This is a genomic window from Parasediminibacterium schistidii, from assembly GCF_046546515.1.
In the GTDB taxonomy this organism is placed as follows: domain Bacteria; phylum Bacteroidota; class Bacteroidia; order Chitinophagales; family Chitinophagaceae; genus Parasediminibacterium.
Genome location: NZ_JBKHKJ010000001.1, coordinates 231,462 through 255,877, shown reverse-complemented (window position 1 = coordinate 255,877; position 24,416 = coordinate 231,462). Strand labels below are relative to the sequence as shown.

General features: G+C 41.9%; 15 protein-coding genes. 12 read left to right on the top strand and 3 right to left on the bottom strand.

From position 1 onward, the window contains the following. The first annotated feature begins 28 nt into the window (after positions 1–28). The 6 genes from ACHFIY_RS00930 (at position 29) to ACHFIY_RS00905 (ending at position 12,713) form a co-directional block, all read left to right on the top strand. The gene (locus tag ACHFIY_RS00930) at positions 29–3,436 is read left to right on the top strand and encodes a hypothetical protein (RefSeq protein ID WP_410844156.1); all 3,408 of its coding nucleotides are present in this window, start codon (positions 29–31) and stop codon (positions 3,434–3,436) included. A gap of 239 nt (positions 3,437–3,675) precedes the next feature. After that, positions 3,676–4,764 carry a serine hydrolase domain-containing protein gene (locus ACHFIY_RS00925; protein WP_410844155.1) on the top strand — a complete coding sequence of 363 codons (1,089 nt, stop codon included), beginning with the start codon at positions 3,676–3,678 and terminating at the stop codon, positions 4,762–4,764. 66 nt (positions 4,765–4,830) lie between these two features. Continuing rightward, positions 4,831–5,745 carry an ROK family protein gene (locus ACHFIY_RS00920; RefSeq protein ID WP_410844154.1) on the top strand — a complete coding sequence of 305 codons (915 nt, stop codon included), beginning with the start codon at positions 4,831–4,833 and terminating at the stop codon, positions 5,743–5,745. Between the two features lie 817 nt (positions 5,746–6,562). After that, positions 6,563–7,042: an Lrp/AsnC ligand binding domain-containing protein gene (locus ACHFIY_RS00915; RefSeq protein ID WP_410844153.1), complete on the top strand. Its 480-nt coding sequence runs from the start codon at positions 6,563–6,565 to the stop codon at positions 7,040–7,042. Positions 7,043–7,769: 727 nt separating this feature from the next. Then, positions 7,770–8,792, top strand: coding sequence for a sugar kinase (locus tag ACHFIY_RS00910; RefSeq protein WP_410844152.1), 1,023 nt, complete (start codon positions 7,770–7,772; stop codon positions 8,790–8,792). A gap of 291 nt (positions 8,793–9,083) precedes the next feature. Then, positions 9,084–12,713, top strand: coding sequence for a S8 family serine peptidase (locus tag ACHFIY_RS00905; protein WP_410844151.1), 3,630 nt, complete (start codon positions 9,084–9,086; stop codon positions 12,711–12,713). 367 nt (positions 12,714–13,080) lie between these two features. Here the strand turns inward: ACHFIY_RS00905 and ACHFIY_RS00900 are convergent, their stop codons facing one another. Then, a complete protein-coding gene (locus tag ACHFIY_RS00900; RefSeq protein WP_410844150.1) occupies positions 13,081–13,749 on the bottom strand; it encodes a hypothetical protein in 669 nt (222 codons plus the stop codon). 532 nt (positions 13,750–14,281) lie between these two features. On the opposite strand from ACHFIY_RS00900, the gene ACHFIY_RS00895 reads away from it, so the two are divergent. Further along, the gene (locus ACHFIY_RS00895; protein WP_410844149.1) at positions 14,282–15,043 is read left to right on the top strand and encodes a T9SS type A sorting domain-containing protein; all 762 of its coding nucleotides are present in this window, start codon (positions 14,282–14,284) and stop codon (positions 15,041–15,043) included. A gap of 17 nt (positions 15,044–15,060) precedes the next feature. After that, entirely contained in the window at positions 15,061–16,362 is a 1,302-nt protein-coding gene (locus tag ACHFIY_RS00890) for an Lcl domain-containing protein (protein WP_410844148.1), read from the top strand. A 149-nt stretch (positions 16,363–16,511) separates the two neighbouring features. Here ACHFIY_RS00890 and ACHFIY_RS00885 read toward each other — a convergent pair whose 3' ends face one another. Then, the gene (locus ACHFIY_RS00885) at positions 16,512–17,048 is read right to left on the bottom strand and encodes a Uma2 family endonuclease (protein ID WP_410844147.1); all 537 of its coding nucleotides are present in this window, start codon (positions 17,046–17,048) and stop codon (positions 16,512–16,514) included. A 1,314-nt stretch (positions 17,049–18,362) separates the two neighbouring features. Between ACHFIY_RS00885 and secA the strand changes: the two genes are divergently transcribed. After that, positions 18,363–21,683, top strand: coding sequence for a preprotein translocase subunit SecA (secA, locus tag ACHFIY_RS00880; RefSeq protein WP_410844146.1), 3,321 nt, complete (start codon positions 18,363–18,365; stop codon positions 21,681–21,683). 147 nt (positions 21,684–21,830) lie between these two features. Next, complete coding sequence (locus ACHFIY_RS00875) at positions 21,831–22,121, top strand: IS1/IS1595 family N-terminal zinc-binding domain-containing protein (protein ID WP_410844145.1); 291 nt, start codon at positions 21,831–21,833, stop codon at positions 22,119–22,121. Here ACHFIY_RS00875 and ACHFIY_RS00870 read toward each other — a convergent pair. Continuing rightward, positions 22,080–22,304: a hypothetical protein gene (locus ACHFIY_RS00870; protein WP_410844250.1), complete on the bottom strand. Its 225-nt coding sequence runs from the start codon at positions 22,302–22,304 to the stop codon at positions 22,080–22,082. The genes ACHFIY_RS00875 and ACHFIY_RS00870 overlap by 42 nt on opposite strands. On the opposite strand from ACHFIY_RS00870, the gene ACHFIY_RS00865 reads away from it, so the two are divergent. Both ACHFIY_RS00865 and ACHFIY_RS00860 read left to right on the top strand, forming a co-directional pair. Next, a complete protein-coding gene (locus tag ACHFIY_RS00865; protein ID WP_410844248.1) occupies positions 22,198–22,560 on the top strand; it encodes an IS1 family transposase in 363 nt (120 codons plus the stop codon). The two genes, ACHFIY_RS00870 and ACHFIY_RS00865, sit on opposite strands and share 107 nt — an antisense overlap. A gap of 148 nt (positions 22,561–22,708) precedes the next feature. Continuing rightward, positions 22,709–24,352, top strand: a complete 1,644-nt coding sequence (locus ACHFIY_RS00860; RefSeq protein WP_410844144.1) for a L,D-transpeptidase family protein — start codon at positions 22,709–22,711, stop codon at positions 24,350–24,352. The last annotated feature ends 64 nt before the right edge of the window (positions 24,353–24,416 follow it).

The window sequence follows — 24,416 nt, the reverse complement described above, 5'->3', positions numbered from 1 at the left end:
AACTTATATAGTACAAGAATTAAGAAACATGCGAAAATATATTATTCACACTTGGCTACCGGTATTGGTTTTATTTGTTTTTCCATTTTCGTTGCTTGCCCAGGTAAACACGGTTACGTTTGGCAAAAACAGGCTGCAATTCAAAAAACTCAGGTGGAAGTTTTACCAAACTGCCAATTTTAATGTTTATGTACACCAAGGCGGTACCGAGCTTGGCAAATTTGCGGCACTGGTAGCAGAAGAAGAACTGCCATCAATAGAAACCGCTGTGGAATATTCCTTGCAAAAACGCACCGATATTGTGGTGTACAATAGCTATGACGATTACAAACAAAGCAATATAGGGCTGGGCAATGACTGGCAAAGCGCAGGGGGGCTTACCACATTGGTAAACAATAAAATGGTGCTTTACTTTGACGGCAACCACACACACCTGAAGCAACAAATAAGGCAAGGGCTTGCCAAGGTACTCAACGACAACCTGATGTTTGGTGAGGACGTTGGTGATTTTGCCAGCAATCAAGCCCTACTCGATTTACCCAAATGGCTTACAGATGGCTATGTGGCCTATACTGCCGAGCCATGGAACACCACGCTGGACGATGAACTGAAAGAAGACATACTCTCTGGCAATTACAACAAATTTTACAAGTACGCTTTTAAAAAACCATTGCTTGCAGGCCATGCTTTTTGGTTTTATATAGCCGAGAAATACAAGCCAGAAAATGTTACCTATTTTCTGTACCTAGCTCGTATTTACAAAAGCCTGAACAATGCCTCTTTAAAAATTTGCAAAAAGAAGTTTAAAGAAGTACTGACGGGCTTCATGGACTATGAAGAAGAAAAATACAATAAGGATGTAAGCAAAAGGCGCAACAACCCTAAAGGATCGGTAGTGGTATCGGAAGATGTAAGCAAGTTTGATTATTACCGCTTTACCGTAAACCCAAACCCCAGGAACGGCAGCTATGCAGAAGTGGAATTTAAAAAAGGGCTTTACAAAACCAAGCTGATAGACGGCAATTATGACGAAACTACCTTGCTGCATACTGGTGTGCGTACCCGCCAGGGCGACATTAACCCCAACTACCCCATACTTGCCTGGGACACAAAGGGTAGGGATCTATTGGTAATATACCCGGAGGCGGGCAAAATAAAGATGTTTGTTTATGACATGGTAGCAGGGTTTAAAAAGAACTTCCAAGAGTTTAAGTATTTCGATCAGGTTTTAGATGCAAGCTATATGCTAGACCCTAACACGGTGGTACTCAGTGCCGTGAAAAATGGGCATTCAGATATTTATATTTACAAAATAGAAGAGCAGCAAATTACCCAAATAACCAATGATATTTACGACGATTTAAACCCCACATTTGTATCGTTCCCCAACAGGTCGGGCATTCTTTTTTCTTCCAACAGGCCGGGGAACAATGCCCCAAACAAAGACACGGTTTTGCCTAGCCGTTACCCTTTCAACATATACATGGTAGATATTTTTAACAATACCCCTACCAAGCAGGTGGCACAGCTAACTAGCATGAAACACGGCAACGCTACCAACCCCATGCAGTACAATGTAAACCACTTTACTTTTGTATCGGACGAAACGGGCATTACCAACCGCTGGGCTGGCTTTTTCTCAACGCAAAGAAATGGGCTAGACACTTTGTATTACATAGGCGACGAACTGCTAAGAAACCCATCGCCAAAAGAAATGGACTCGGCATTGGTGGCATGGCAAAAACAAGAACCAGACAGCGTTAGTTATTTCCAAGTATTTAAAGATTCTACTTATACGTTCCCTATTACCAATTACTCCAATTCTATCATAGAAACCAAGGTTGCGGGCAACAACGGGCAGATAAGCGAAACCAAGCGGGATGGCGATAATAAAAACCTGTACAAATTAAAAATAAATGAAGATGTACTAAGAAGCAGGAATGTGCAAGCCAGGCCAACCGAGTATATGAAAAGCATTATACAAAGCACTAAAGCCGCAGAGGGCAAAGCAACAGTGTATAAAAAAGGGCAGCTAGTTGCCACTGATGCCGATACTGCCAAGGCCAAGCCAAAAGACTTTTTTCAGAATGAATTTGCAGACGACAAGCCAGATTCGAGCGTTACCGCCCTGATGAACCAGGCAAAGTTGGCGAACAAAAATGATGTGGCTTTGGCAAAAACAAAAATGTTCAACTATCGTTACCATTTTAATGCCGACTATGTGCAAAGCGGCATTACAAACACGGTTTTGGTAAACAGGTACCAGCCTTATGAAGGTGGGTATGGGCCTATCGTGCTAAACAATGGCAATAGCCTAAACCTGAATTTCCAGGTAGGCACTAGCGATTTATTTGAGGACGTTAAATTTGTAGGGGGAGTAAGGCTTGGTTTCAATAACCTGAATGACAAAGATTTCTTTTTCTCATTCCAAAACAATAAAAGGATGGTTGACTGGGGGCTTACTTATTACCGCAGCAATTCATCTGTTACTTTTATCCGGCCTAATACTTACGACGAATATCCTGGTGGGTTGTACACCAACCTGTACCAAGTAAATTTTACTTTGCCCTTTAATGAAGTAAAAAGCTTGCGTGCCACCATTGGAGTAAGGACAGACAGGGCTATTTTAAAAGCTGTTGACCAGTATAGCTTACAGGTACCAGATGGCTTGTCTAGTTTTGTTTTGTCGCGCCTGGAATATGTGCACGACAACACGCTGAACGTTGCCCAGAACATTTGGGATGGCGTGCGTTTCAAGATTTACATGGACATTAATACCCCTTTTGGCAATACCCCTTACAAAGGTAAAAATACCTATAATTTTGGTTTTGACGGCCGTTATTACAAGCCCATTTACCGCAATTTTATCTGGGCTGGCAGGGCAGCGGGCGACTTTAGCTGGGGCAGCCAAAAAATAATTTATTACTTGGGTGGAGTGGACGGATGGATAAACCCGAAGTTCAATAGCAATAACGCCCCAGCTAATGACCAAGCTTATGCTTACCAATCGTTAGCAGTAAACATGCGTGGCTACACCCAAAATATTGCCAATGGCAACAATGCAGTGGTGCTGAACAGCGAATTTAGGCTTCCTGTTTTCGCTACTTTTTTAGACAATCCTATTAACAATGCGTTTATCAGGAATTTTCAATTAGTACAATTTATAGACCTAGGAACAGCTTGGAATGGCCTTTACAACGGCATCCATCGCCCACACCAAACCTTTACCACGCCAGCAACAGCCGATAACCCAACAGCCAACCCCGTGTCTGTTACCATAGATGCAGGTGGCTTGGGGCCATTTGCGGGTGGTTATGGCTTTGGGGCGAGGAGCAATTTGCTGGGCTATTTTGTGAAGCTAGACACCGCCTGGCCCATGAAAGGCATTTTCAGGGGCCAGCCAGTATGGTATTTTTCACTTGGGCTTGATTTTTAATATGGTTGTTTATATTTTATATTTAGGCTCCCCATTCGCTTTCTTCATCCCCGTCATTTCGACACCAGGAGAAATCTAACCGAATATAGTTATGCTAAAATATCGTAGGGCAGATTGCTTCGTGCCACGTAATAGCGGGGATGAAGAAAGCGAGTGGATAGCCCTAAAGTGTGTGAAGAAGCTTCTTATTCATTACGCCATTCATAAGTTTTTTTTGATAAATAAAACTTTTTATTTATATGCCAAAAGCCCTTTTCCTTATTCTTTTTCTATTAATGGGCATAGCCAGCATGGGGCAAGCCAATTTTGCACCAGCAGATAAATGGCTTGACGACAACTTGCATGAACTGGGCGGAAGGGCAGTGCTGATGGTATGGAAAGATGGCAAAATAATCTATAGCCATGCGGCCAATAGCATGAATATTCGTGAAAAAATAGCATCAAAGTGGGTAGCCAAAAAGCAAGGTAAAGACCCTGACAATGCAACGCAGAATTTTACTACTACCACCCAGCAGCCTATAGCCAGTTGCAGCAAATGGTTGTCTGCCGCATTGGTAATGACTTTTGTGCAGGATGGCAAACTAGGTTTAAACGATACCGTGGGCAAGTATTTGCCCATACTTACGCAAAACGGGAAAGGCAATATCACCATCAAAGATTGCCTTAGCCACTTAACCGGCATACAAGCCCCGCCATTAAAGGAAAGCCTCGGCGAATTAAAAACACTGAAAAGCATGGATGAAGCCAGTGCCAATATTGCTGCCATGCCTATGGAGGGCGAGCCTGGCAAAACATTCCATTATAGCAACGTAGGGCTGCAAATAGCAGCTTCTGTGATAGAAAAAATAAGCGGCAAAAGTTTTGAAACCCTTTTTCAAGAACGCATTGCCCAGCCTTGTGGCATGAAAAACACCAGTTTTGGCAATGCTGCGGTGGTGCTGCCAGCAGGAGGTGCCAGTAGCACGGCAGAAGATTATTTGCAATTCCTAATCATGCTATTGCAAAATGGCAAATACAATGGCAAGCAAGTGCTTGCCCCACAGTCGCTATTGGCCATGCAGCAAAGCTATAACACATCGGCAACCATTGCTTACTCGCCAGCAGAAGCAGGCAACTGGGGCTATGGATTTGGCGAATGGATTATAGAAATAGGAGATGGCAATGGCAAAGCCAATGTGGTATCAAGCCCGGGATTGTTTGGCACGTTCCCTTGGATAGACAATAAAAGGCAATACGCAGCCATTTTGTTTTCCTTCAATGTAAACAGCAAAGGCCGCCATGAGCGATATTCAGGCTTAAAATCTTTGATTGACAAGGTTGTGAAATAACACTCGAGCAATAACAAAATACCTGTATTTGTATTTTTCATATCATTGCCTCAAAATAGTTTTTGCATGGATATTTTAGCTGATTTACCTATGACTGATATGGCAATTGAGCAAGTAGCTAAGGCTGAGAATACTGTTTTGGGCATTGATATTGGGGGCACGCATATCACGGCAGCATTGGTAGACATGGGCAAACGTGCCATTATTGATGGCACGCATTTCCGTGGGCATTTGGACTCCAAAGGCACGCTAGAAAATATTTTGAGTGCATGGGTGCAGGTGATAAAGCAAGCAGCAGGAGGGGAGTTGTTGCCCAAACAGCAAATTGGCATTGCCATGCCAGGCCCTTTTGATTATGAAAACGGTATTTCTTTAATGATAGGGAATGCCAAATACGAAGCCTTGTATGGCAAAAATATTAAAACCCTGCTTGCTGCTAGCCTAGGCATCGATGAGGGGAATATCCGTTTTATAAACGATGCTGCGGCTTTTTTAAAAGGCGAGTGGTTTGCTGGTGCTGCAGTGGGCTACCAACATGCTATTGGCATTACACTAGGCACTGGTTTGGGTTCCACAACACTGCATCATCATGATGTGGTAGATGCAGATTTGTGGTGCACCCCTTTTAAAGAAAGCATTGCAGAAGACTATATTTCCTCACGTTGGTTTGTGAAATATTACCATAGCCTTACAGGCCTACAAGTAAAAGGAGCCAAGCAAATAGCCGATATATACCCTGAAGATGAAAATGCCAAGTTGGTATTCAATGAGTTTGCAGACAACCTTGCCAGTTTCCTAGCTTTTTTTATCGAGCAAAGCAACCCAGAAATAGTAGTGATAGGCGGCAATATCATGAACGGGGAAAAACTATTTTTGCCACAGCTAAAACAAAATTTAAAGCAGGTAGGCATTGAATTGCCTATTGTGAGGGCCAAGTTGAGCGAGGATGCGGCTATTATTGGGGCAGCAGCGTTGTTTTGATGCCATTTGAAAGAGTGGAAAAGTTAAACAATCCTTCAATAATGAACGACAAATGAAAACAAGATGTAGGTTTTTTAAAGGCAGTACATGAGAAATTAGGGATAGTGGAGGATTTTATTTTGGAGGTAGTTTAAAATAGTACTCTCAATTTTTAAAGAAGAGGTTGTTTGTATAGTAAAATATTGGGCAGCCTCTTTTTATTTTATAACGCTAGATTTATTTTTCCTGTTTAAATAGCTAGGGTATATATCTTTTTAGCCTTTTTAGTTTAACCAAAATAGATAGCTGCAAGGGAAATTTATCATAAAACCTCTTGCATTTTGTCAAGGGCTGACTCCCCCTCGCCTTTGGAAAGGGGGTGGGGGGTGAGGTTTACATGCTAGAAGGCAACACTTAACTCAATAGGAGATGTGTATTTACTCTAGGTTTAAATAGGGGACATATAAAATGCATAAAAAAATCCGTTGATGGTTTATGCCATCAACGGATTAAGTAGCTGTAGGGGGAGGGGTCGAACCTCCACGAGGCGGTTAGCCGTAGCACAAAGTTGAGTGGTCGACCCTGGTCGAGGCAATATTGCTATTGCAACGGCTCTATGCTATGTTTATCCCGTGATCCTCACCCCCGAGACAAGAGGGCATGTCTGCCAAAAGTTTCATCACCCCACAGTATAAAAGAACGCTATCAATGCCATCTATTTCTATTTGACAGTGCAATATTAGGCAAAAGAATGGTTATGTTGTAAATATTTTAATATTTTTTTGTAAAATTTAGAAATTGTTTAGTATTTTACACACAATATTGAAAACTCTCTAATATGGAAAACAAATCCGCCTCAAAATTAGTACTTGACAAATTGGATTTCCAAATTATCCAGGAAATGATGAACGATGCAGAAATATCTTATAACGACTTAGGCAAAAAGCTTTTTGTATCGGGCGGTACCATACATGTGCGCATCAAAAAGCTAGAAGAGCAGAAAGTAGTTACTGGCAAAAAGCTGTCTGTTAACCTTGCAGCCTTGGGCTACGATGTTATTGCCTTCATTGGTATTTTCTTAGAAAAAAGCTCTTTGTACGACGATGTGGCCAAGGAACTGAAAAAAATACCGCAGGTGGTACGGGTAAACTATACCACGGGCAACTATAGCATGTTTGCAGAAATTGTGTGCAAAGACATACAGCAGCTGCGCTATGTACTGCACGATGAATTGCAAAAAATAAAAGGCATTGAAAGGACCGAAACATTGATTTCCCTTGAGGAAAGCTTCAGCAGGAACGTTATCGTTCAGGAATAAAACAAACTACTTCGCCTAAAACAGGCTAATTCTTTTTTGAGGTACTGGTGAGTTTGCATTTGTTATTGTAACGTAGATTTTCTCCCACCATGGGGGCATTTCTGGGCACTCATGGTGGCATATTTCCCCCATATAGGATTGTTCTTTTGCACATATGCCAAATCAATCCCAACTTTGTAATATATGGCTCTTGTTTTCGTTGGTTTAATCCCTGCGGCCGCCATCGCCTTGGCTCGCTGCCCCGTAGGCCTTATTTTCAACATACAAACAAACATTATTATGAACTACATCCGTACTTAAAAAAGCACGAAAAATCACTCACAAATCACTCACTTTTCACTCATAAATCACTCATAAATCACTCACAAAACACTCACTTTTCACTCACAAAACACTCATTTTTAAAAATATAAAAGCACTGTATTTCAATGAGTTATGATGCAGGAATACCTGAAAATTAAATTCAGGGTGTCAAAAGCCAGCAAAACCAAGCAGGTAAAGCCCCTTAAAATGCTTCATAAATATTTTCACTATGTATTCAAATCAGGTTACTTTAAATGCTGGGTTGGCACTCACCAGCACCTCAAAAAAAGAATTAGCCCTAAAACACCATGCAAGGCTATTTATTCTTTAATTTGTAACTATGAAGCGTTTCATCGGCTTGCCCAAGCGTTTTATGTTGAATAAGTTGCCATATACCTTTTTAACTATACAATAAGATAAGGACATGCACAAGAAAAAAGTACTTTCTTTTGGTGAATTGTTGTTGAGGATCTCGCCGGCTGGCGTTGAGGACGAGTCAGCCGAGAAACAGCCAATGCTGCTTTACATGGGTGGCGCCGAGGCAAATGTGGCTACTGCCCTTGCTGGCTGGAACGTGCCTGTGAAATATTGCACAGCATTGCCAGACAATTTCATGAGCAAGCATGTGATTGACTATTTGGAATACAAAGGCATATATACTTCGTCTATTATACATTCAGGCAGCCGTATAGGCATTTACTTTTTAGAAAGGGGGGCAGACCTGAAAGGCAAAATGGTGTACGACAGGGAGCGTTCGTCTTTTTCAGAGCTAACCACTGGCACTATTGACTGGGACAAAGTGCTGCGCGATGTTTCTTGGTTCAATTTTACTGCCATTAGCCCTGCCCTCAACCAAAACGTGGCAGACGTGTGCCTAGAAGCAGTGGAAGCCGCATCAAAAAAAGGCATAACCATTTCGCTAGATTTAAATTACCGATCCCGCCTGTGGAAATATGGCAAAGACCCTGTGGATATAATGCCACAACTAGCGGCATATTGCGATGTAATCATGGGCAATATATGGAGTGCCAACACTTTGCTAGGCATTGAAGTAAACGAGCATATACACGACAAAAAAAGCAAAGCTGCATACTTGAGCCATTCGGAGAAAACAGCACGGGCTATAATTGAGAAATTCCCGAAATGCAAAACTGTAGCCAACACCTTCCGCTTTGATGGGTCTGGCAACCATATTTTATATTATACAGGCATGTTTACAGAAAACCAGCATTTTGCCTCCCCAGAATTTGCCTGCGAAGGCGTTGTTGACCGGAGCGGCAGCGGCGACTGCTTTATGGCTGGCCTTATCTATGGGCTATACAACCAGTTACCCCCGCAAGAAACACTCAACTATGCCACCGCCGCCGCTTTTGGCAAACTACAGGAGCAAGGCGATGCTACAGGGCAGGATGTTTTTACGGTAACAAAAATGGGCACGGCTAAATGATATTGTAGGTTGCAATTTGGGTAGTATTCTGCCACAAAGGCACAAAAACTTGAAAAAGCACTAAGAAAAAAAGATTTTTTTATTAGTGCTTTTTCTTCTTCACTTAAAACTTAATGCTCCTTTGTGTTTTGATTCTTCATGGCAAATTGCTTAAAACAGCACCTGATTAGTAATACAGGGGGGGTACATTAAATTATGATTAAATTCCTGCAAAAATAAAATTAGTCCTAATTGGCATTTATCTTAATAGTATATTGCCAATCTTAATAAACCTAAATTACTATCGACAACATGAAAACACAAAACATTCTGCTAGTGTCTTATGTGTGCCTAGTGGCCTTCATAAGCAGTACAACTCAAGCCAAGGCACAGTTAAAGCCATCTACTGCACAGCAGATAGAAGCACTATTAGCCGAGAAAAAAGGTAGGTCGGGCGGGGAGAAAAAATTATCTTCCCAATTGCTGCAATTGCACAGGGAATCGCAGGGCAAAGAAATGGCCAAAGGCGTGCAACTGCATAAAATTAATTTGCCTGCCGAAAAAGATGGAAGTGTTTTGGTGGATATAGATGCTGCTGTTTCAAGCAAATTGCTAAAAGAGATACAGCTATTAGGCGGAAAGATTTTGTTTTCTTCAACCAAGGCTCATTCCATCAGGGCTACAATTTTGCCTGCACAGCTCGTACGTTTGGCTGCTTTAGACAGTGTACATTTTGTAAAGGCCGCTTTCAAGCCCCACCATGTACCTGTAACCCCACCCTTGGAAAAAGCAAAAGGCACTGCTGCTTTGCGGCTCGATGCCATAAAGCCCTCACGCCGCTTGGCATTTGCCAAGTTGGTAGAAAAACTAAAACTGAAACTGAAAACATACGATATAATAGGCCAAACTGGATCGGTTATTTCTGAAGGCGATCATGCCATGGGGGCTGATAGTGCTAAACTGAAATATGGCTATCAAGGTGAAGGCATAAGGATTGGCGTGCTATCGGACAGTTATAATAACCAAGGGGCGGCCGATTTTGACGCACAAGTTGGTGAGCTTCCTGGAACAGGGAACCCTTTTGGCGATACAACTGCTATTACCATTGTTGAAGAAGACTCAACAGGTTCTGGCCATGACGAGGGAAGGGCTATGCTACAGATAATACATGATTTAGCACCCAAAGCCCAACTTTTTTTTGCGACAGGCAATAATGGCGAAGCCGATTACGCAGCAAATATCGAGGCATTGGGTTCTGCGCCATACAATTGCGACATTATCATAGACGACTTGGCTTATCTTGATGAACCAGCTTTCCAAGATGGAATTGTGGCACAGGCAGTAAATACCGTAACTGCCAACGGCAGCCTGTATTTTTCATCGGCAGGCAACGGTGGCTCTTTTAAATATAATTTTTCCAGCGTGTGGGAGGGCGATTTCAACCCTCTTGTATCAGCACAGTACCCCAATGGCAGCGTGCACAATTTTGGCACAGCGGCTGCTGTTATACCAGGCGACTCTGTAATAACGCCTTCGTCTATATATACCTTGCAATGGTCGGATGCTGCGGGGAAATCGGACAACGATTACGATTTGTTCTTGATAGATACCTCTGGAAATGTTGTAGCATCATCTACTAACTCCCAAACGGGTAGCGAAGATCCGCTCGAATACATCGAAGACAGCACAGCACTCATCCAACAAAACTACCAGTTCATCGTTTTTCAAAATGCGGGGGCACAAAATAGGGCCATAAGGCTTAATGCCAACCTAGACGGCCAAGGCGAAGGGTTTACACAAACCACCGCCTCGGGCACATCTGGCCACAATAGTGCAGTGAATGCATTTGGCGTTGCGGCAATGGATGCCTCTCTGGTATATCCTGGCGTATTTACAACTAAAAGCAAAGTTGAATATTTTTCATCCGATGGGCCAAGAAGGGTTTTTTACAATGCAGATGGAACGGCCATAACGCCGGGCAATTTTTTGAATGCAACTAATGGCGGCACGCTTAGGAAAAAGCCCGACATTACGGCTGCTGATGGAGTAAACACTTCTGTGAGCGGATTTGCGCCTTTTTATGGCACATCGGCAGCAGCCCCCCATGCAGGCGCAGTTGCTGCCTTGCTTAAATCGGCTAAGCCTACTTTAACAACTACCCAAATCCGCAGTTTGCTTACCTCCACTGCGATAGACGTAGAAGCAAAAGGTTACGATTACAATAGTGGTTCTGGGGTAGTAAATGCCCTTAAAGCCATGCAATCTTTGGCACCAACGCCCAAGGCAAACCTTATTTTAACTAAATCAACTGTTACTGAAGGCAGCTTTAGCAACCACAATGGCATAATAGACCCAGGGGAGTCTGTAAACATTAGCCTTAGCTTTACTAACCCTTCGCTTGCCACAGCCTCTGGATTGGTGGTGTCGCTCTTGCCAGATTCTTCAGGAGAAATTATTTATAGCCCAGCCGTTGCCTTGGGCGATGTAAAATCATACGCTGCAGCCGTTACTGTTAGCCCGTTGGTGGCTGCTTTGCCTGCTTCGTCTGTCGCCTGTGGCAGCACTGCTGTTTTTTTTGCAAGAGCTAGTTATGGCGGTGGTACAGTACCCTACCAAACGTTTGCTATAACTGTGCCTACTGGTGGCAGGGCAGAAACAATTATTAAAGGCACCGTTGGCAAAACCCCAAAAAATGGCAGTAACTACACCGCCAAAACTGGGATACAAACAGATAGGCTAAGCAGGAATGGCATTGGATCTACTTGTTCAGATTTGGCTGACAGTGGCTTAATTGGCGACTTCGGTAAAAGGCACTACGATGCCTATACCTTTACTAATACTGGTGCTGTGGATTCGTGCATGACAGTAACAGTGTCCAGCATATATGGCGATAGTTTATATGCCGCTGCATACATAGGCAAAGGCGGCTTTGTAAAAGCCAACCCTGACTCTAATTTAATAGGGCATCCTTATTATAGCGACACACTAATGGAATATGGCTTTACTTCCAAGGCTAAAACGGCTTTCACAGTTGTGGTTCATGACTTAAATGCAGGTGGGGCCGCTTCTAACAACCCTTATATCATCAATGTTTCACACCCTGCCTGTGCGGCAGCACCTGCCTGCACCCCAGTTGTCCCCAATGCTGGATTGCTTCCCAAAGCAGTAATCAACAATTCGTATTTATACGTTTATACTGCTACAGGCGGAAGTGGATTATATAGCTCTGCCATTATTGGAAGCCTGCCCAAAGGGCTTTCCTTCTCTGGCGACTCCCTTGTAGGCACCCCGGCACAGCTTGGCTCTTTCCCAATAAAAATTATCATTAGCGACTTAATGGGCTGCACAGCCGGCACACGTTCCGATACATTGGTTGTTGGAGACAACCTACCTTTACAATTGGCTTATTTTGGAGTATCTAAATCTCCTTCTACAAGTGTTGCCGTTGTTGCTTGGCAAACCTTGACAGAAACAAACACTGACAATTTCAGCATCGAGCGCAGCACAAATGGGCAACCATTCTATGCTGTTGGCAGCATAGCAGCAGCAGGCAGCAGCACCCAAACAAAATCATACAGTTTTGGGGATGCCCTTTCGCCTGCATTGTCTGGGGCAACACTTTATTATCGATTGAAGATAATTGATAAGGACGGCAGTTTTTCCTACAGCAAAACGGTTAAATTAGCAGGGCAAAACATTGGGCTAAGCCTTGTGCCAAACCCTGCTAGGCAAAGCACCACGCTTGTTTTTGCCACGCCAGTTTCTTCTGGAAGCATTACCGTAATAAACGCAGAAGGCAAGAAAGTAAAGGAAGTAAAGATAAGCGGCGCCAGCTTAGCTTCTTATACCCTTTCCACCACAGGATTAGCCCCGGGTGTTTATACTGTTAGGTTTGCAAACGAAAAAACAGTTGCCAATCAGCAACTGTTGATACAGAAGTAAACATTCATAAAGATTTATAATAAAGATGGCTGCCTATACAATAGGCAGCCATCTTTTTTGCGGCTAAAAATCGACTCTGTTAAACAAAAGGCGGGGTGCCACAAAGGCACGAAAACATGAAGATGTACAAAGAAAAAAGTTTCTACTTAGTTATTAGTTCACCACATAGGCACATAGGACACATAGAGTGAAGCGAGTAAAAAATAAGAAAACATAGTTTTCATATTAAATCTATCCTTTTTTAAACGAGCTTTTTAACCAATAGATATGTGTACTATGTGCTTCGGAGTAACTTTTTCTTCTTCCCTTAAATCCGTAGTGCTTCTTTGAGGCTTTGTGCCTTTGTGGCAATTTCCATTCCATTGCCTCAATCGCACAACCATGGGTCTGTGCCAGTAACTTCAATCCTGCTGTTGTAGCAAAAACGATATGCTTTTGCCCTTATGTTTCTAAAGCCTACTACCACGGTACGGCCCCTTTTGCTGTTTGGCAGGGTTATTTTCCTTTCAGAAAAAGGCAATAGGTTGGTAACCGTTACAATCTCTGTTTTATATACGCCTCCTTTTTTTAGTATGTATTTTACTTCCACGTCTATTTCGTCAATAGGGTATTGCGTAGAATCAGATATTTTTATCGACACGCCCGACACGCCTCCAAAAAAGCCTACGGAATAAGTAGGCACGCTACTGCGTATGTATTTTTTCCAGTTGTTCCTATATTCCATTTGCTTTATAGTTATCCCGTCAGCAACCACTTTGCTGCCTCGGTTTAGACTTCGCAGCTCGTCATTTTGAATTTGCAAACCTTCTTGAATATTTACAGCCTGTGCCCTTGTGGTTAAAACTTCTTGCTTGGCCAAGCCAAGCGCAATGCCCAGTTTATAGTTCTTGTATAGAAGGTATGGCACAACGGTTATAGACAGCATAGCTATTATTACCGAGCTATACATCCATCTTGCAACAGCCTTTGCCCCTAGTTCTTTTAAGCTATAGGGGCCTTTTTGCTGCCCTTGTTCATGCAAATAATATTTTTTCATTGGGCAATCTTCGCTTTAATTAATTATATGGATTGCAAAAAAAACCAGGTTAATAAAACTTTAGTGCAACAAGCTCAATTTCGACCATAAGCAACTTACATATAAAGATACTCATCAAACTTCAATATTATTCACTTGTTTTAATTTTTGTTCATCAAGCCAGTTAATTTGCATTCTTTGTACTACATACATTCAGCAACAGGCTGGCAAAGCATAAAACTTTGCAACTTAATACGCTTGACAATAATAATAATTTATCTTAATATTGCATTTTAATGATAATCAATTTTCCTTTCTTATGAAAATCTATAATTGTTACGGCTTTATTTGTGAAGATGTATAAATAGTAAAATTTCAGACAATGAAAAAAGTTTACTTTCTTTTAATACCTTATTTTACAACCTTATTGACGCCTTTAAATAGGCTAGCCTTTATAAAAGAAGCATCAACCAGGTTAAAAAAAATGAATATAACCACAACTAAACAAAATTCAATAGCTGCCCGTTATCAACTAAACAATAATTTTTAAATCATGAAAACAACAATTATGCTGCTGTTGGGTTGTATGCTTTTTACAAGCATGGCAACAAGCCTGATGGCACAAGGTAGCCCGGTAGCAAGTGGGGGCGATGCCACGGGCCCAGGCGGAACAGCCAGCTTTTCCGTTGGTGAAATAGCATATAGTTCCATTTCGGCTGATAGTGGGATTATTATAGAAGGCGTACAACAGGCATATACTCCAACAACACTGCCAGTAACGCTTATACAGTTCAAGGCAACGGTAACAGGCAAAAAAGAAGTAGCCCTAAACTGGGTAACCATTGCTGAATACAACAACGCTTTTTTTACCGTTGAACATTCGGCAGATGGCATTGTTTTCAAGCAATTATCAATTGTAAATAGCAATGGCAACAGCAGTGCTACCCAAAGCTATGCTACAATAGACTATGCACCTTATAGCGGCACATCGTATTACCGTTTGAAACAAACAGACAAAGGTGGCAAAAGCACTTATTCCACCAGCGTGGCGGTAACCATTGCTGGTGATGCAAACGGAACGCTATCTGTGTATCCCAACCCTACCACCGCTATCTTGACCCTGCAAATACAAGATGCCAGTACTCGTTCATTGAGCTATTCCATTTTTAATTTGCAAGGCAAACTAATTGCGCAGCAAAAAATAAATAACAATACAACTGTTATTACCACCAGTGGGCTTGCAAATGGCATTTACCTGCTGGAAGTGATGGACAAAAACAATTTAATAAAATCATTTAAAGTTATAAAAAATTAAAAAAGCTAACTAGTTATATGAAAAAGACAATTTACTTACTTATTGTTTCTTTACTATTTGTTGCAGCAGTAATGGCTCAGGCGCCTCAAAAATTTAGTTACCAAGCAGTTATAAGGAACAGTAGCGGCGCATTGGTTACAAGTACACAGGTAGGCATGTTTATTAGCATTACCAAAGACTCGGCGAACGGCTCCGTTATTTTTGCGGAGATACAAAGGCCAACCACCAATGCCAATGGGCTTGTGAGCATAGCTATTGGCACAGGCACGCCTGCTAGTGGTAGCTTCTCTAACATTAAATGGGGCAGCGGCACCTATTATATAAAGACAAGCACAGACCTTGGCGGTGGCAGCAACTATGCTATTTACGGGGCAAGCCAATTATTAAGTGTGCCATACGCTTTGTACGCTGCCAACGGCAACCAGAACGGCAACAATGTTGGCGATATGCAGTATTGGGATGGCAGCAAATGGGTAATTATACCTGTGGGCACTAATGGCAGCACTTTAACGCTTTGCGGAGGCGTACCTACTTGGGGTGGCTGTGCAGTTGCAGCTACTGTGCCTACTGTTACCACCACAAATGTTACTACGGTTGCTTCTACCACTGCGATTGCAGGTGGCAATATAACAAGTGACGGAGGAGCGACAGTTACCAGCCGAGGGGTATGTTATGCTACTACTGTCAACCCTACTGTATCGAACAGTACCGTTTCTAGCGGCAACGGCACAGGCAGCTATAGTGCTAACCTTACAGGGCTTACTGCTGGCACCACCTATTATGTACGGGCTTATGCCACCAATAGCGTAGGAACAGCTTATGGAGGCCAAATAAGTTTTACAACAACCGCCGGCACTAGCAGTTTTACTATTGGACAGAACTATGGGGGTGGCATTATATTTTATATAGATGCTAGTGGCCAGCATGGCTTGGTAGCAGCCACTACCGACCAAAGCACAGCAGTAGCCTGGTGGAATGGTAGTTACCTAGTTACAGGTGCCTCTGACACTGCAGTAGGAACAGGCCAGGCAAATACTACTGCCATCATAGCAGTGCAAGCAAGTGGAACATATGCTGCCAATGTATGCGTGCAAACAGCCAATGGCTATAGCGATTGGTTTATGCCATCGAAAGGCGAGCTGGCATTGATGTACAAAAACCTCCATACAAAGGGATTTGGCAACTTTACAGGCAGTTTTTACTACAGTTCCTCCGAATATGACGTGAACCAAGCATGGGTATTTGACTTTGGGCAAAATAGCCAGTTTGCTTATTATAAAAACAACACGGCAAGGGTAAGGGCAGTGAGGAAGTTTTAGGTTGATAGACGTATGATAATAAACTTTGAATTAAGAGAAATGCCGGGATAGATGTCCTGGCATTTCTCTTAATTGGAATTCTTTTCTTTGTGCTTCTTCGAGACTTCGTGCCTTTGTGGCGAAAAAATTACGCTAAGGAAGCAAAATTGCTATAAAGGGAATGTAGCATTTAGCAACTCGCTTTTAAACACGCCTCTACCAGAAAAGACTTCCTTGTAAACACCATCTCCCAGCAGCAGGGTTTTTACCGAAAGTGTGCTGGGGTTTACCATGATGTATTCTTTTACGCCTGCCTTTTCATAAATGGCTTTTTTGGTAACGGTGTCCCTTTTTATATCTTGGCTAAGTACTTCCACCACCAAATCGGGTGCGCCATAAAAATAACCATCATCGTGCAGTATGCCCCTGTTTTCAGGGGTAATAAAAATAAGGTCGGGCTGCAATGCGCTTTTTTGGTCTGTAAAATAAACATCTATTGGCGATATGATGACCTCGCCGAGGTTATTGTCCTCTACAAAATCTCCTAGTCTTCTATTAAGAAAGGATACCATTCTTTGGTGGGTGTATCTTGGTGCAGGGGACATATATAATGTATCATTCAAAACTTCGCACAAAGTGCCTTCTGGCAATAGCCTGAATACCTCTAGTGCAGTACGGGGTGGTAAAGAAGCTTGTGTAATAACCATGATGCTAAGTTATGGAAAAAAGTTTTAGTGGATTATTAGCCTTTATAGGGAGGTGCATTTCAAAAATTCGTTTTTTGTTGTTTTATTTTTGGCAGAAACAGGAAATATTTAATTCAATGCCTTGATGTTTGCCGCTCAACAAGTATCCTATATGGGGTAAAATTTGTATACTCATGGGGGAATATTTTCCCCATATAGGATTTTTATTTTAGGCTTTATACCTATGCCTGCGAATTTTACATTAAAGGGAAACTAGGGGCAGCTTGGCCTTGCCTCCCGCATCGGATGTTAGTTGGCTTAGGAAAATGATAATCCACTAACAAAATATTATCAGTTTCCTATCAATAAACTATCATTTTCCTAATATAAACCTATCATTTTCCTATCAATAAACTATCATAAAATTCACTTTTATTATCAAAAAAAATGAGGCAAAAAAATATAAACAACTGAATATCAATTAGTTACAGGTAAAAAGCAAGATAGCAAAAAAAATAAACCACCGAAAACAAAAAATAAACGGGTGCCTAAAACTTTTTCGCTTTGTCCTTATACCCCCCAATCTGTAAAAACCTTATCTTTGTGGTACAAATGCACTTGATACCAACTACTTACAAAACTAGTGTCTTGGCATCTAAATCGTAGCTCTTTTTTTACTAATATTAAGATAGTTGTAGTCTCAAAATTTGGCCTCGTATTTATAGCTGTAAAATACGCACAAATTAGGCACAAAATGAGCATAAATTACGCACAAACCAAGCACAAATTACGCATAAAATAAGCGAAAAATAAGCACAAAATGCGCACAAAAATTTGATGTTGTTGTTGATAATCAATGGCTTATAAGTTTTGTAACGATTTTTGAAAAAAGAAACAGCGTAAAAATCCCACAAAAATGGCATAACTGAAACTATTTTAATATAACACTAGTAGATATTGATATTATTAAAAATATTCAAACATTGTCTCCTTGCCCTATTTCTGTTACCTTTTCCTTTGGGTAATTAGTCTTGGTCTTTCGGGAGGGATGAGGTTGGCTAGGTTGATTTTTTTATAAAAAAGCGTAAAACTCCTATACAACCAATTAGCCACGAATGAACGAATAGCGCTAATTTTTTATATTAATTGGTTGTTTTTGGTATGCAGGCTAAAACAAATAATATCAATTCCTAAGCACCAATTTATACCCACTTCCCAAAAAGCCCCTAAAACCTTTACATTTGCCACTCGAAAAAATGACAAATTGGCTTTAAACAGGTTGTAGCATTTTATTTGACTAGCAACAACCTCAAATTACACCATTATATTTTAGATATGTTTAGTTTTATAAGTAAATTACTGGGCGGGAATAAAAGTGAGAAAGACGTGGCGGAAATAAAACCGTTGGTCGTGAAAATAAATCAGCATTTCCAGGAATACCAAAGCCTTAGCAATGATGCCCTAAGGGGCAAAACGGTGGAATTTAAAGCCCGCATTAAAAGCCATTTGCAAGATATTGATGCCGAAATAGCAAACAAGCAACAAGAAGCAGATGCATTGCCAGCAGAGGAACTGCATACCAAAGATACTATTTACCAAGAGGTAGATAAGCTGAAAAAAGAAAGGGACAAACAAATAGAAGAGGTATTAAAAGATATACTACCAGAAGCATTTGCGGTGATAAAAGAAACCGCAAGGCGTTTTAAAGAAAATACTACTTTAGAAACCACGGCTACCGAACTAGACAGGCAACTGGCTGTGAAAAAAGACTATGTGTCTATCAATGGCGATATCAGCATTTTTAAAAATAGCTGGACTGCGGGTGGTGGCAAGGTAACATGGAACATGGTGCATTATGATGTGCAGTTGATAGGTGGAGCTGTGCTGCATAGCGGCAAAATTGCTGAAATGGCAACGGGGGAGGGTAAAACATTGGTTAGTACTTTACCCGCTTACTTGAACGCTTTGACAGGCGAAGGCGTGCATATAGTAACTGTGAATGACTATTTGGCAAAAAGGGACAGCGAGTGGAACGGCACTTTGTTTGAATGGCTTGGCCTTACGGTGGATTGTATAGACAAGCATCAACCCAATACCCAAGAACGCAGGAACGCTTATTTGGCAGACATTACCTACGGAACGAACAACGAATTTGGCTTTGACTACCTACGCGACAACATGGTACACACACCCGATGAAATGGTACAGCGCAAGCACCATTTTGCCATGGTGGATGAAGTAGATAGTGTATTGATAGACGATGCCCGTACACCTTTGATTATCAGTGGACCGATAGGCAGGCAAGACAACCTAGAGCAATTTTTTGAACTGAAACCACGCATTGAAAAACTGGTAGAAGCACAAAAACGTGCCACAAATGCATTCCTGAACGAAGCAAAAAAGAAAATTGCCGAAGGCAATGACGACCCAAAAGATGGTGGCCTAGCCCTGTTTAGGGCGCACCGTGGTTTGCCCAAAAACAATGCCTTAATTAAATACTTGAGCGAGCCCGGCATGAGGGTGAAACTACAAAAAGCAGAAAACTATTACCTAGCAGACCAATCAAGGGAAATGCACATTGCCGATGAAGAATTGTATTTCTTTATTGACGAAAAAAACAACTCGGTAGAATTGACAGACAAGGGTATCCAGTTGATAACCAAAGCTGGGGAAGACCCGCATTTCTTTATTATTCCTGATATAAGTGTTAACCTAGCGCAAATTGACAAAAGTACTGCCGATGCTGATGAAAAACTAAGGCAGAAAGAATCTATCATTAATGATTATTCTGTAAAAGCAGACAGGATACACACCGTCCAGCAATTGCTGAAAGCATATACCTTGTTTGACAAAGACGTGGAGTATGTGGTGATGGACGAAGCGGTGAAAATTGTAGACGAACAAACAGGCCGTATTTTAGATGGCCGCCGCTATAGCGATGGCTTGCACCAAGCAATTGAGGCAAAAGAAAACGTAAAAATTGAAGCCACTACACAAACCTATGCAACGGTAACCTTGCAGAACTATTTTAGGATGTACCACAAGCTTTGCGGCATGACGGGTACTGCCGAAACAGAAGCAGGGGAGTTCTGGGATATTTATAAACTGGACGTAGTTACTATACCAACCAATATCACTGCTATACGCAGGGACGAGCAAGATTTGGTGTACAAAACCAAGCGTGAAAAATTTGGCGCTGTAATAGAAGAAATAAACAAACTAAGAAACGAAGGTAGGCCAGTGCTGGTAGGCACCACCTCGGTAGAGGTGAGTGAATTGCTTAGCCGTATGCTGCGCCAGAAACAAATACCGCATAATGTATTAAACGCCAAGCAGCACGCCCGTGAAGCACAGGTAGTGGCCGAAGCAGGCTTGGCAGGTGCTATAACCATTGCCACGAATATGGCTGGTAGGGGCACGGATATTAAGCTAGGGCCAGGCGTGAAAGAAGCAGGTGGCTTGGCCATTATTGGCACAGAACGCCACGAAAGCCGCCGTGTGGACAGGCAGTTGCGAGGTCGTGCCGGCCGCCAAGGCGACCCTGGTTCTACACAGTTTTTTGTAACACTGGAAGATGACTTGATGCGTATGTTTGGCAGCGAGCGTATTGCAAAAGTGATGGACTTTGCAGGGTACAAGGAAGGGGAAGTGATACAGCACCCGATGATTTCTAAAAGTATAGAGCGTGCCCAAAAGAAAGTAGAAGAAAACAACTTTGGTACTAGGAAACGCTTGCTGGAATATGACGATGTGATGAACAAGCAACGTACGGTAATCTATGCAAAACGCAACCATGCTTTGTTTGGCGAGCGTTTGGCTCTGGATTTGGACAATGCCTTCTATTCTGTGGCAGAAGGGTTGGTAAATTCCTTCAAGGAACAGGATGATTATGAAGGTTTCCGCTTGGCGACTATCGTAAACTTTGGTATAGACAGTTCTATTACTTCAGATGAACTGCATAAGCTTCCTGAACAGCAACTGGCAGAAAAGCTATACCAACAGGCCATGGATAACTACCAAGCCAAAAAGCAAGAAATTGCTGCCCAAACCGTTCCAGTGTTTAAAAATATACGCAAGGAACAAGGGGCGCATATAGAAAACGTGATTGTGCCATTTACCGATGGCAAACGTGGCTTGCAGGTATTGGCCAACATGGACAAAACAATTGAAAGTGGAGGAGTTGAAATAATCAATAGCCTTGAAAAAACCGCAACGCTCAACTTTATTGATGATGAGTGGAAGGAACACCTAAGGGCAATGGACGACTTGAAACAAAGCGTGCAAACCGCCAGTTACGAGCAAAAAGACCCCTTGGTTATTTACAAGGTAGAAGCGTTTACCCTGTTTAAAAACATGGATGCAGAGGTAAACAAGAACATTGTGGAGTTTTTGTGCCATGCCGCCATACCTATAGAAAACGAAGGGGACGTAAGGGAAGGCCGCCAGGAAAAAACAGACCTTAGCAAGCTGAAAACCCGCAAGCAGGACGTGGATGCTGCGGGCAGGGAACTGCCACCATCTGAGGAGGAAGATTACTACGATCCTACGCCCGTAAAGCAACAACCGATAGTAGTAGGCCCCAAGATAGGCCGCAACGACCCCTGCCCATGTGGCAGCGGTAAGAAATACAAGGCTTGCCACGGACGGGAGGAATAGCGTTTGCCACTGAGGCGGGAAGACTCAAAGAAGCACGAAGTGGGAAAGAAAAAGAAATAAACGTTAAATTATAAAGCCAACCTGAAAGGGTTGGTTTTTAGTTTTATCGGTAGTGGTACAATAAAGTTGTTATTATTTCGTTTATATATGAAAGCATTTACTATGTTATCAGTTTTACGAATATGCCACAATTGCCAAAGTCCCAATATCATCAAGAATGGTAAAAACGCATCAAACCAACAGCGTTACCGTTGTAAAGATTGCAATGTAACGCGTGTATTGGATTACCGTCAACCCAGTCGTGTGCTTGATATGGAACAGGTAGCCCTCACCTATACGGAAAGGGGCAGTTTCCGCTCAACAGGCCGTATTTTTGACGTGAGTCATGTTTCCATTTTAAGATGGCTTAAAAAAAGCCCAGTCGCTGCCCGGTTTTAAATCTACCATCATGCCTGCCGGGAAGGAAAGCCCCATTTTAGAGGTGGACGAAGTGTTTACTTTTTTCTTGTTGAAAATCAACCATATAAGGATATGGATAGCACAATGCAGGCAAACAAGGCAAATCGTTTCTTTCTTCCTTGGGGATGGAAGCATGGCATCTTGCAAAGAGATGTGGCGCAAATTGCCCTATGACTATTTAAAATGCAACAGCTTTTCTGATTTCTGGAAATCCTATAATTGCATCTCAGTGAAAACACACAAAAAGGTGGGGAAGGAAACTGGGGAAACAGCGCACATCGAACGGTTGAACAACACCATTAGGCAACGATTTAGCAGAATGGTGCGCAAAAGCCTTTCATTCTCAAAAAAGGAATATATGCTAAACCTTCATTTTAAACTTTGGGCTTATTACTACAACCTTAATCTTAAGACATAAATCAACTATGGTGTACCACCACCGTTTTATCTAGTATCTATATACCCTGCATTCCGGAAAAACAAACTGGGCATAATATTCCCCGATTTTTCGTGGCACTCTATTTTCAGTAGCTGTTTTCATTTATATCATTTTACCCAACTTTATAATGAACAGATTACTGATTGCTACTTGTATTGCTGCCTTATTTTTTGCCCCGGCTTGTAAAAATAAAAACAAGAAAGATGCTGGCACAGCAAAAGCAGATACTACCTTATATTATTTTGATTCAACACAAATAAAGCAGTTTTTCAACCAACACCCAGAAGAAGGCACACAGCATGAGAAGCTAAGTTCCTTCTACCAGAAAAGGGATTATTCGTTTGCATGGATAAACAATGACGGCGTAAACGAATATGCGGGCAGCTTTATAAACATGCTAAACCAAGAACAGATACAAGGCAGGAACGACTCGGCTTTTTACCACGACCAGCTGCATACACTATACGACCAGCTAAACGATGAAGATTATAAGTTCAACAGCAAAGACAGCCTTGCACTACAGTTGGAATTATTACTGACAGCAAATTATTTCGGCTATGCCAAGCGCAACTGGAAAGGCCTAAGCGAGGATGCCATGAAAAAAGCAGCCTGGTTTATAGACCGGAAAAAAATAGACTACGGAAGTTTCCTAGACACTGTTTTGGACAAGAAGAACCCTGCCGACACGTCTTTGCAACCTTATAACAGGCAATACGGATTGCTAAACAATTTTTTGCAGCAATACAAAGCCATACAAAAAAATGGTGGCTGGCCTATCATTCCTGAAAATGTAAAAGGGCTTAAAAAAGGCAGCTCATCGCCTGGCATTGCAGCCGTCAAAAAGCAATTGGTAGTAATGGGAGACTTAGCTGTAAATGATACAAGTATTTTGTTTGATGATGGATTGACCGCTGCATTACAAAAATTTCAAAACAGGCTGGGGCTTCCTGAAGATAGTTCCTTAAACCAAAGAACAGTTAATGCTTTGCAAGTACCTGTTAAAGAGCGAATACAACAGATTTTAATAAACATGGAGCGCAGCAAATGGATACCCACGCAATTGAAAGGCGACTATTTGGCCGTGAACATACCAGAATACAAATTGCATGTTTATAACAACGACAACCTTGAATGGAGCTGCAACGTAGTGGTAGGCAAATCGACAAGGGTACATAATTCGGTGATATTCAACAACAATGTGGAAACCATCGTTTTTAGCCCTTATTGGAACATACCCAAAGGCATATTGGAAAAAGAAGTGCTGCCAGGCATCAGGAAAAACAGGGATTACCTAGAGAAACACAACATGGAAGTTGTTACTTTTTCAGGGCAGCCAGTTAATGAATCTGCTATCAACTGGGACCAATCTGCCAGTAGTTTCCCTTACCTTGTAAGGGAGAAGCCGGGCGTAAAAAATTCGTTGGGATTGGTAAAATTCTTGTTCCCCAATTCGTACGACATATACCTGCACGATTCTCCTCAGAAGTCGTTGTTCGATGAATCGTCCCGTGCTTTTAGCCATGGCTGCATACGTGTGCAAGAGCCTTTTAAGTTGGCTAAGTTTTTATTAAGGAGCGACCCAAGCTGGACGGATGCCAAAATAAATGCGGCTATGAATAGCGGCAAGGAAATGCCTGTAACGCTAAAAAAGAAAGTGCCTGTGTTTATAGCTTACTTCACTGCGTTTGTAGATAGGGGTGGGAAATTGAATTTCAGGGAAGATATTTACCATCACGATGTTAAAATGAAGCAGTTGATGTTTGTTAATTAACGAAATAAATAGATAGCGTAGTTTATCTTTGGTTATTAGCAAAAAATGATTTTCCGTCATCTAT

Bases quoted from the DNA above. Each gene is read 5' to 3' on its own strand.
- ACHFIY_RS00930 (WP_410844156.1), top strand. From the start codon at position 29: ATGCGAAAATATATTATTCACACTTGGCTACCGGTATTGGTTTTATTT.
- ACHFIY_RS00885 (WP_410844147.1), bottom strand. From the start codon at position 17,048: ATGGTTATTACACAAGCTTCTTTACCACCCCGTACTGCACTAGAGGTA.
- ACHFIY_RS00895 (WP_410844149.1), top strand. From the start codon at position 14,282: ATGAAAACAACAATTATGCTGCTGTTGGGTTGTATGCTTTTTACAAGC.
- secA (WP_410844146.1), top strand. From the start codon at position 18,363: ATGTTTAGTTTTATAAGTAAATTACTGGGCGGGAATAAAAGTGAGAAA.
- ACHFIY_RS00860 (WP_410844144.1), top strand. From the start codon at position 22,709: ATGAACAGATTACTGATTGCTACTTGTATTGCTGCCTTATTTTTTGCC.
- ACHFIY_RS00920 (WP_410844154.1), top strand. From the start codon at position 4,831: ATGGATATTTTAGCTGATTTACCTATGACTGATATGGCAATTGAGCAA.
- ACHFIY_RS00875 (WP_410844145.1), top strand. From the start codon at position 21,831: ATGAAAGCATTTACTATGTTATCAGTTTTACGAATATGCCACAATTGC.
- ACHFIY_RS00905 (WP_410844151.1), top strand. From the start codon at position 9,084: ATGAAAACACAAAACATTCTGCTAGTGTCTTATGTGTGCCTAGTGGCC.
- ACHFIY_RS00910 (WP_410844152.1), top strand. From the start codon at position 7,770: ATGCACAAGAAAAAAGTACTTTCTTTTGGTGAATTGTTGTTGAGGATC.
- ACHFIY_RS00925 (WP_410844155.1), top strand. From the start codon at position 3,676: ATGCCAAAAGCCCTTTTCCTTATTCTTTTTCTATTAATGGGCATAGCC.
- ACHFIY_RS00900 (WP_410844150.1), bottom strand. From the start codon at position 13,749: ATGAAAAAATATTATTTGCATGAACAAGGGCAGCAAAAAGGCCCCTAT.
- ACHFIY_RS00915 (WP_410844153.1), top strand. From the start codon at position 6,563: ATGGAAAACAAATCCGCCTCAAAATTAGTACTTGACAAATTGGATTTC.
- ACHFIY_RS00890 (WP_410844148.1), top strand. From the start codon at position 15,061: ATGAAAAAGACAATTTACTTACTTATTGTTTCTTTACTATTTGTTGCA.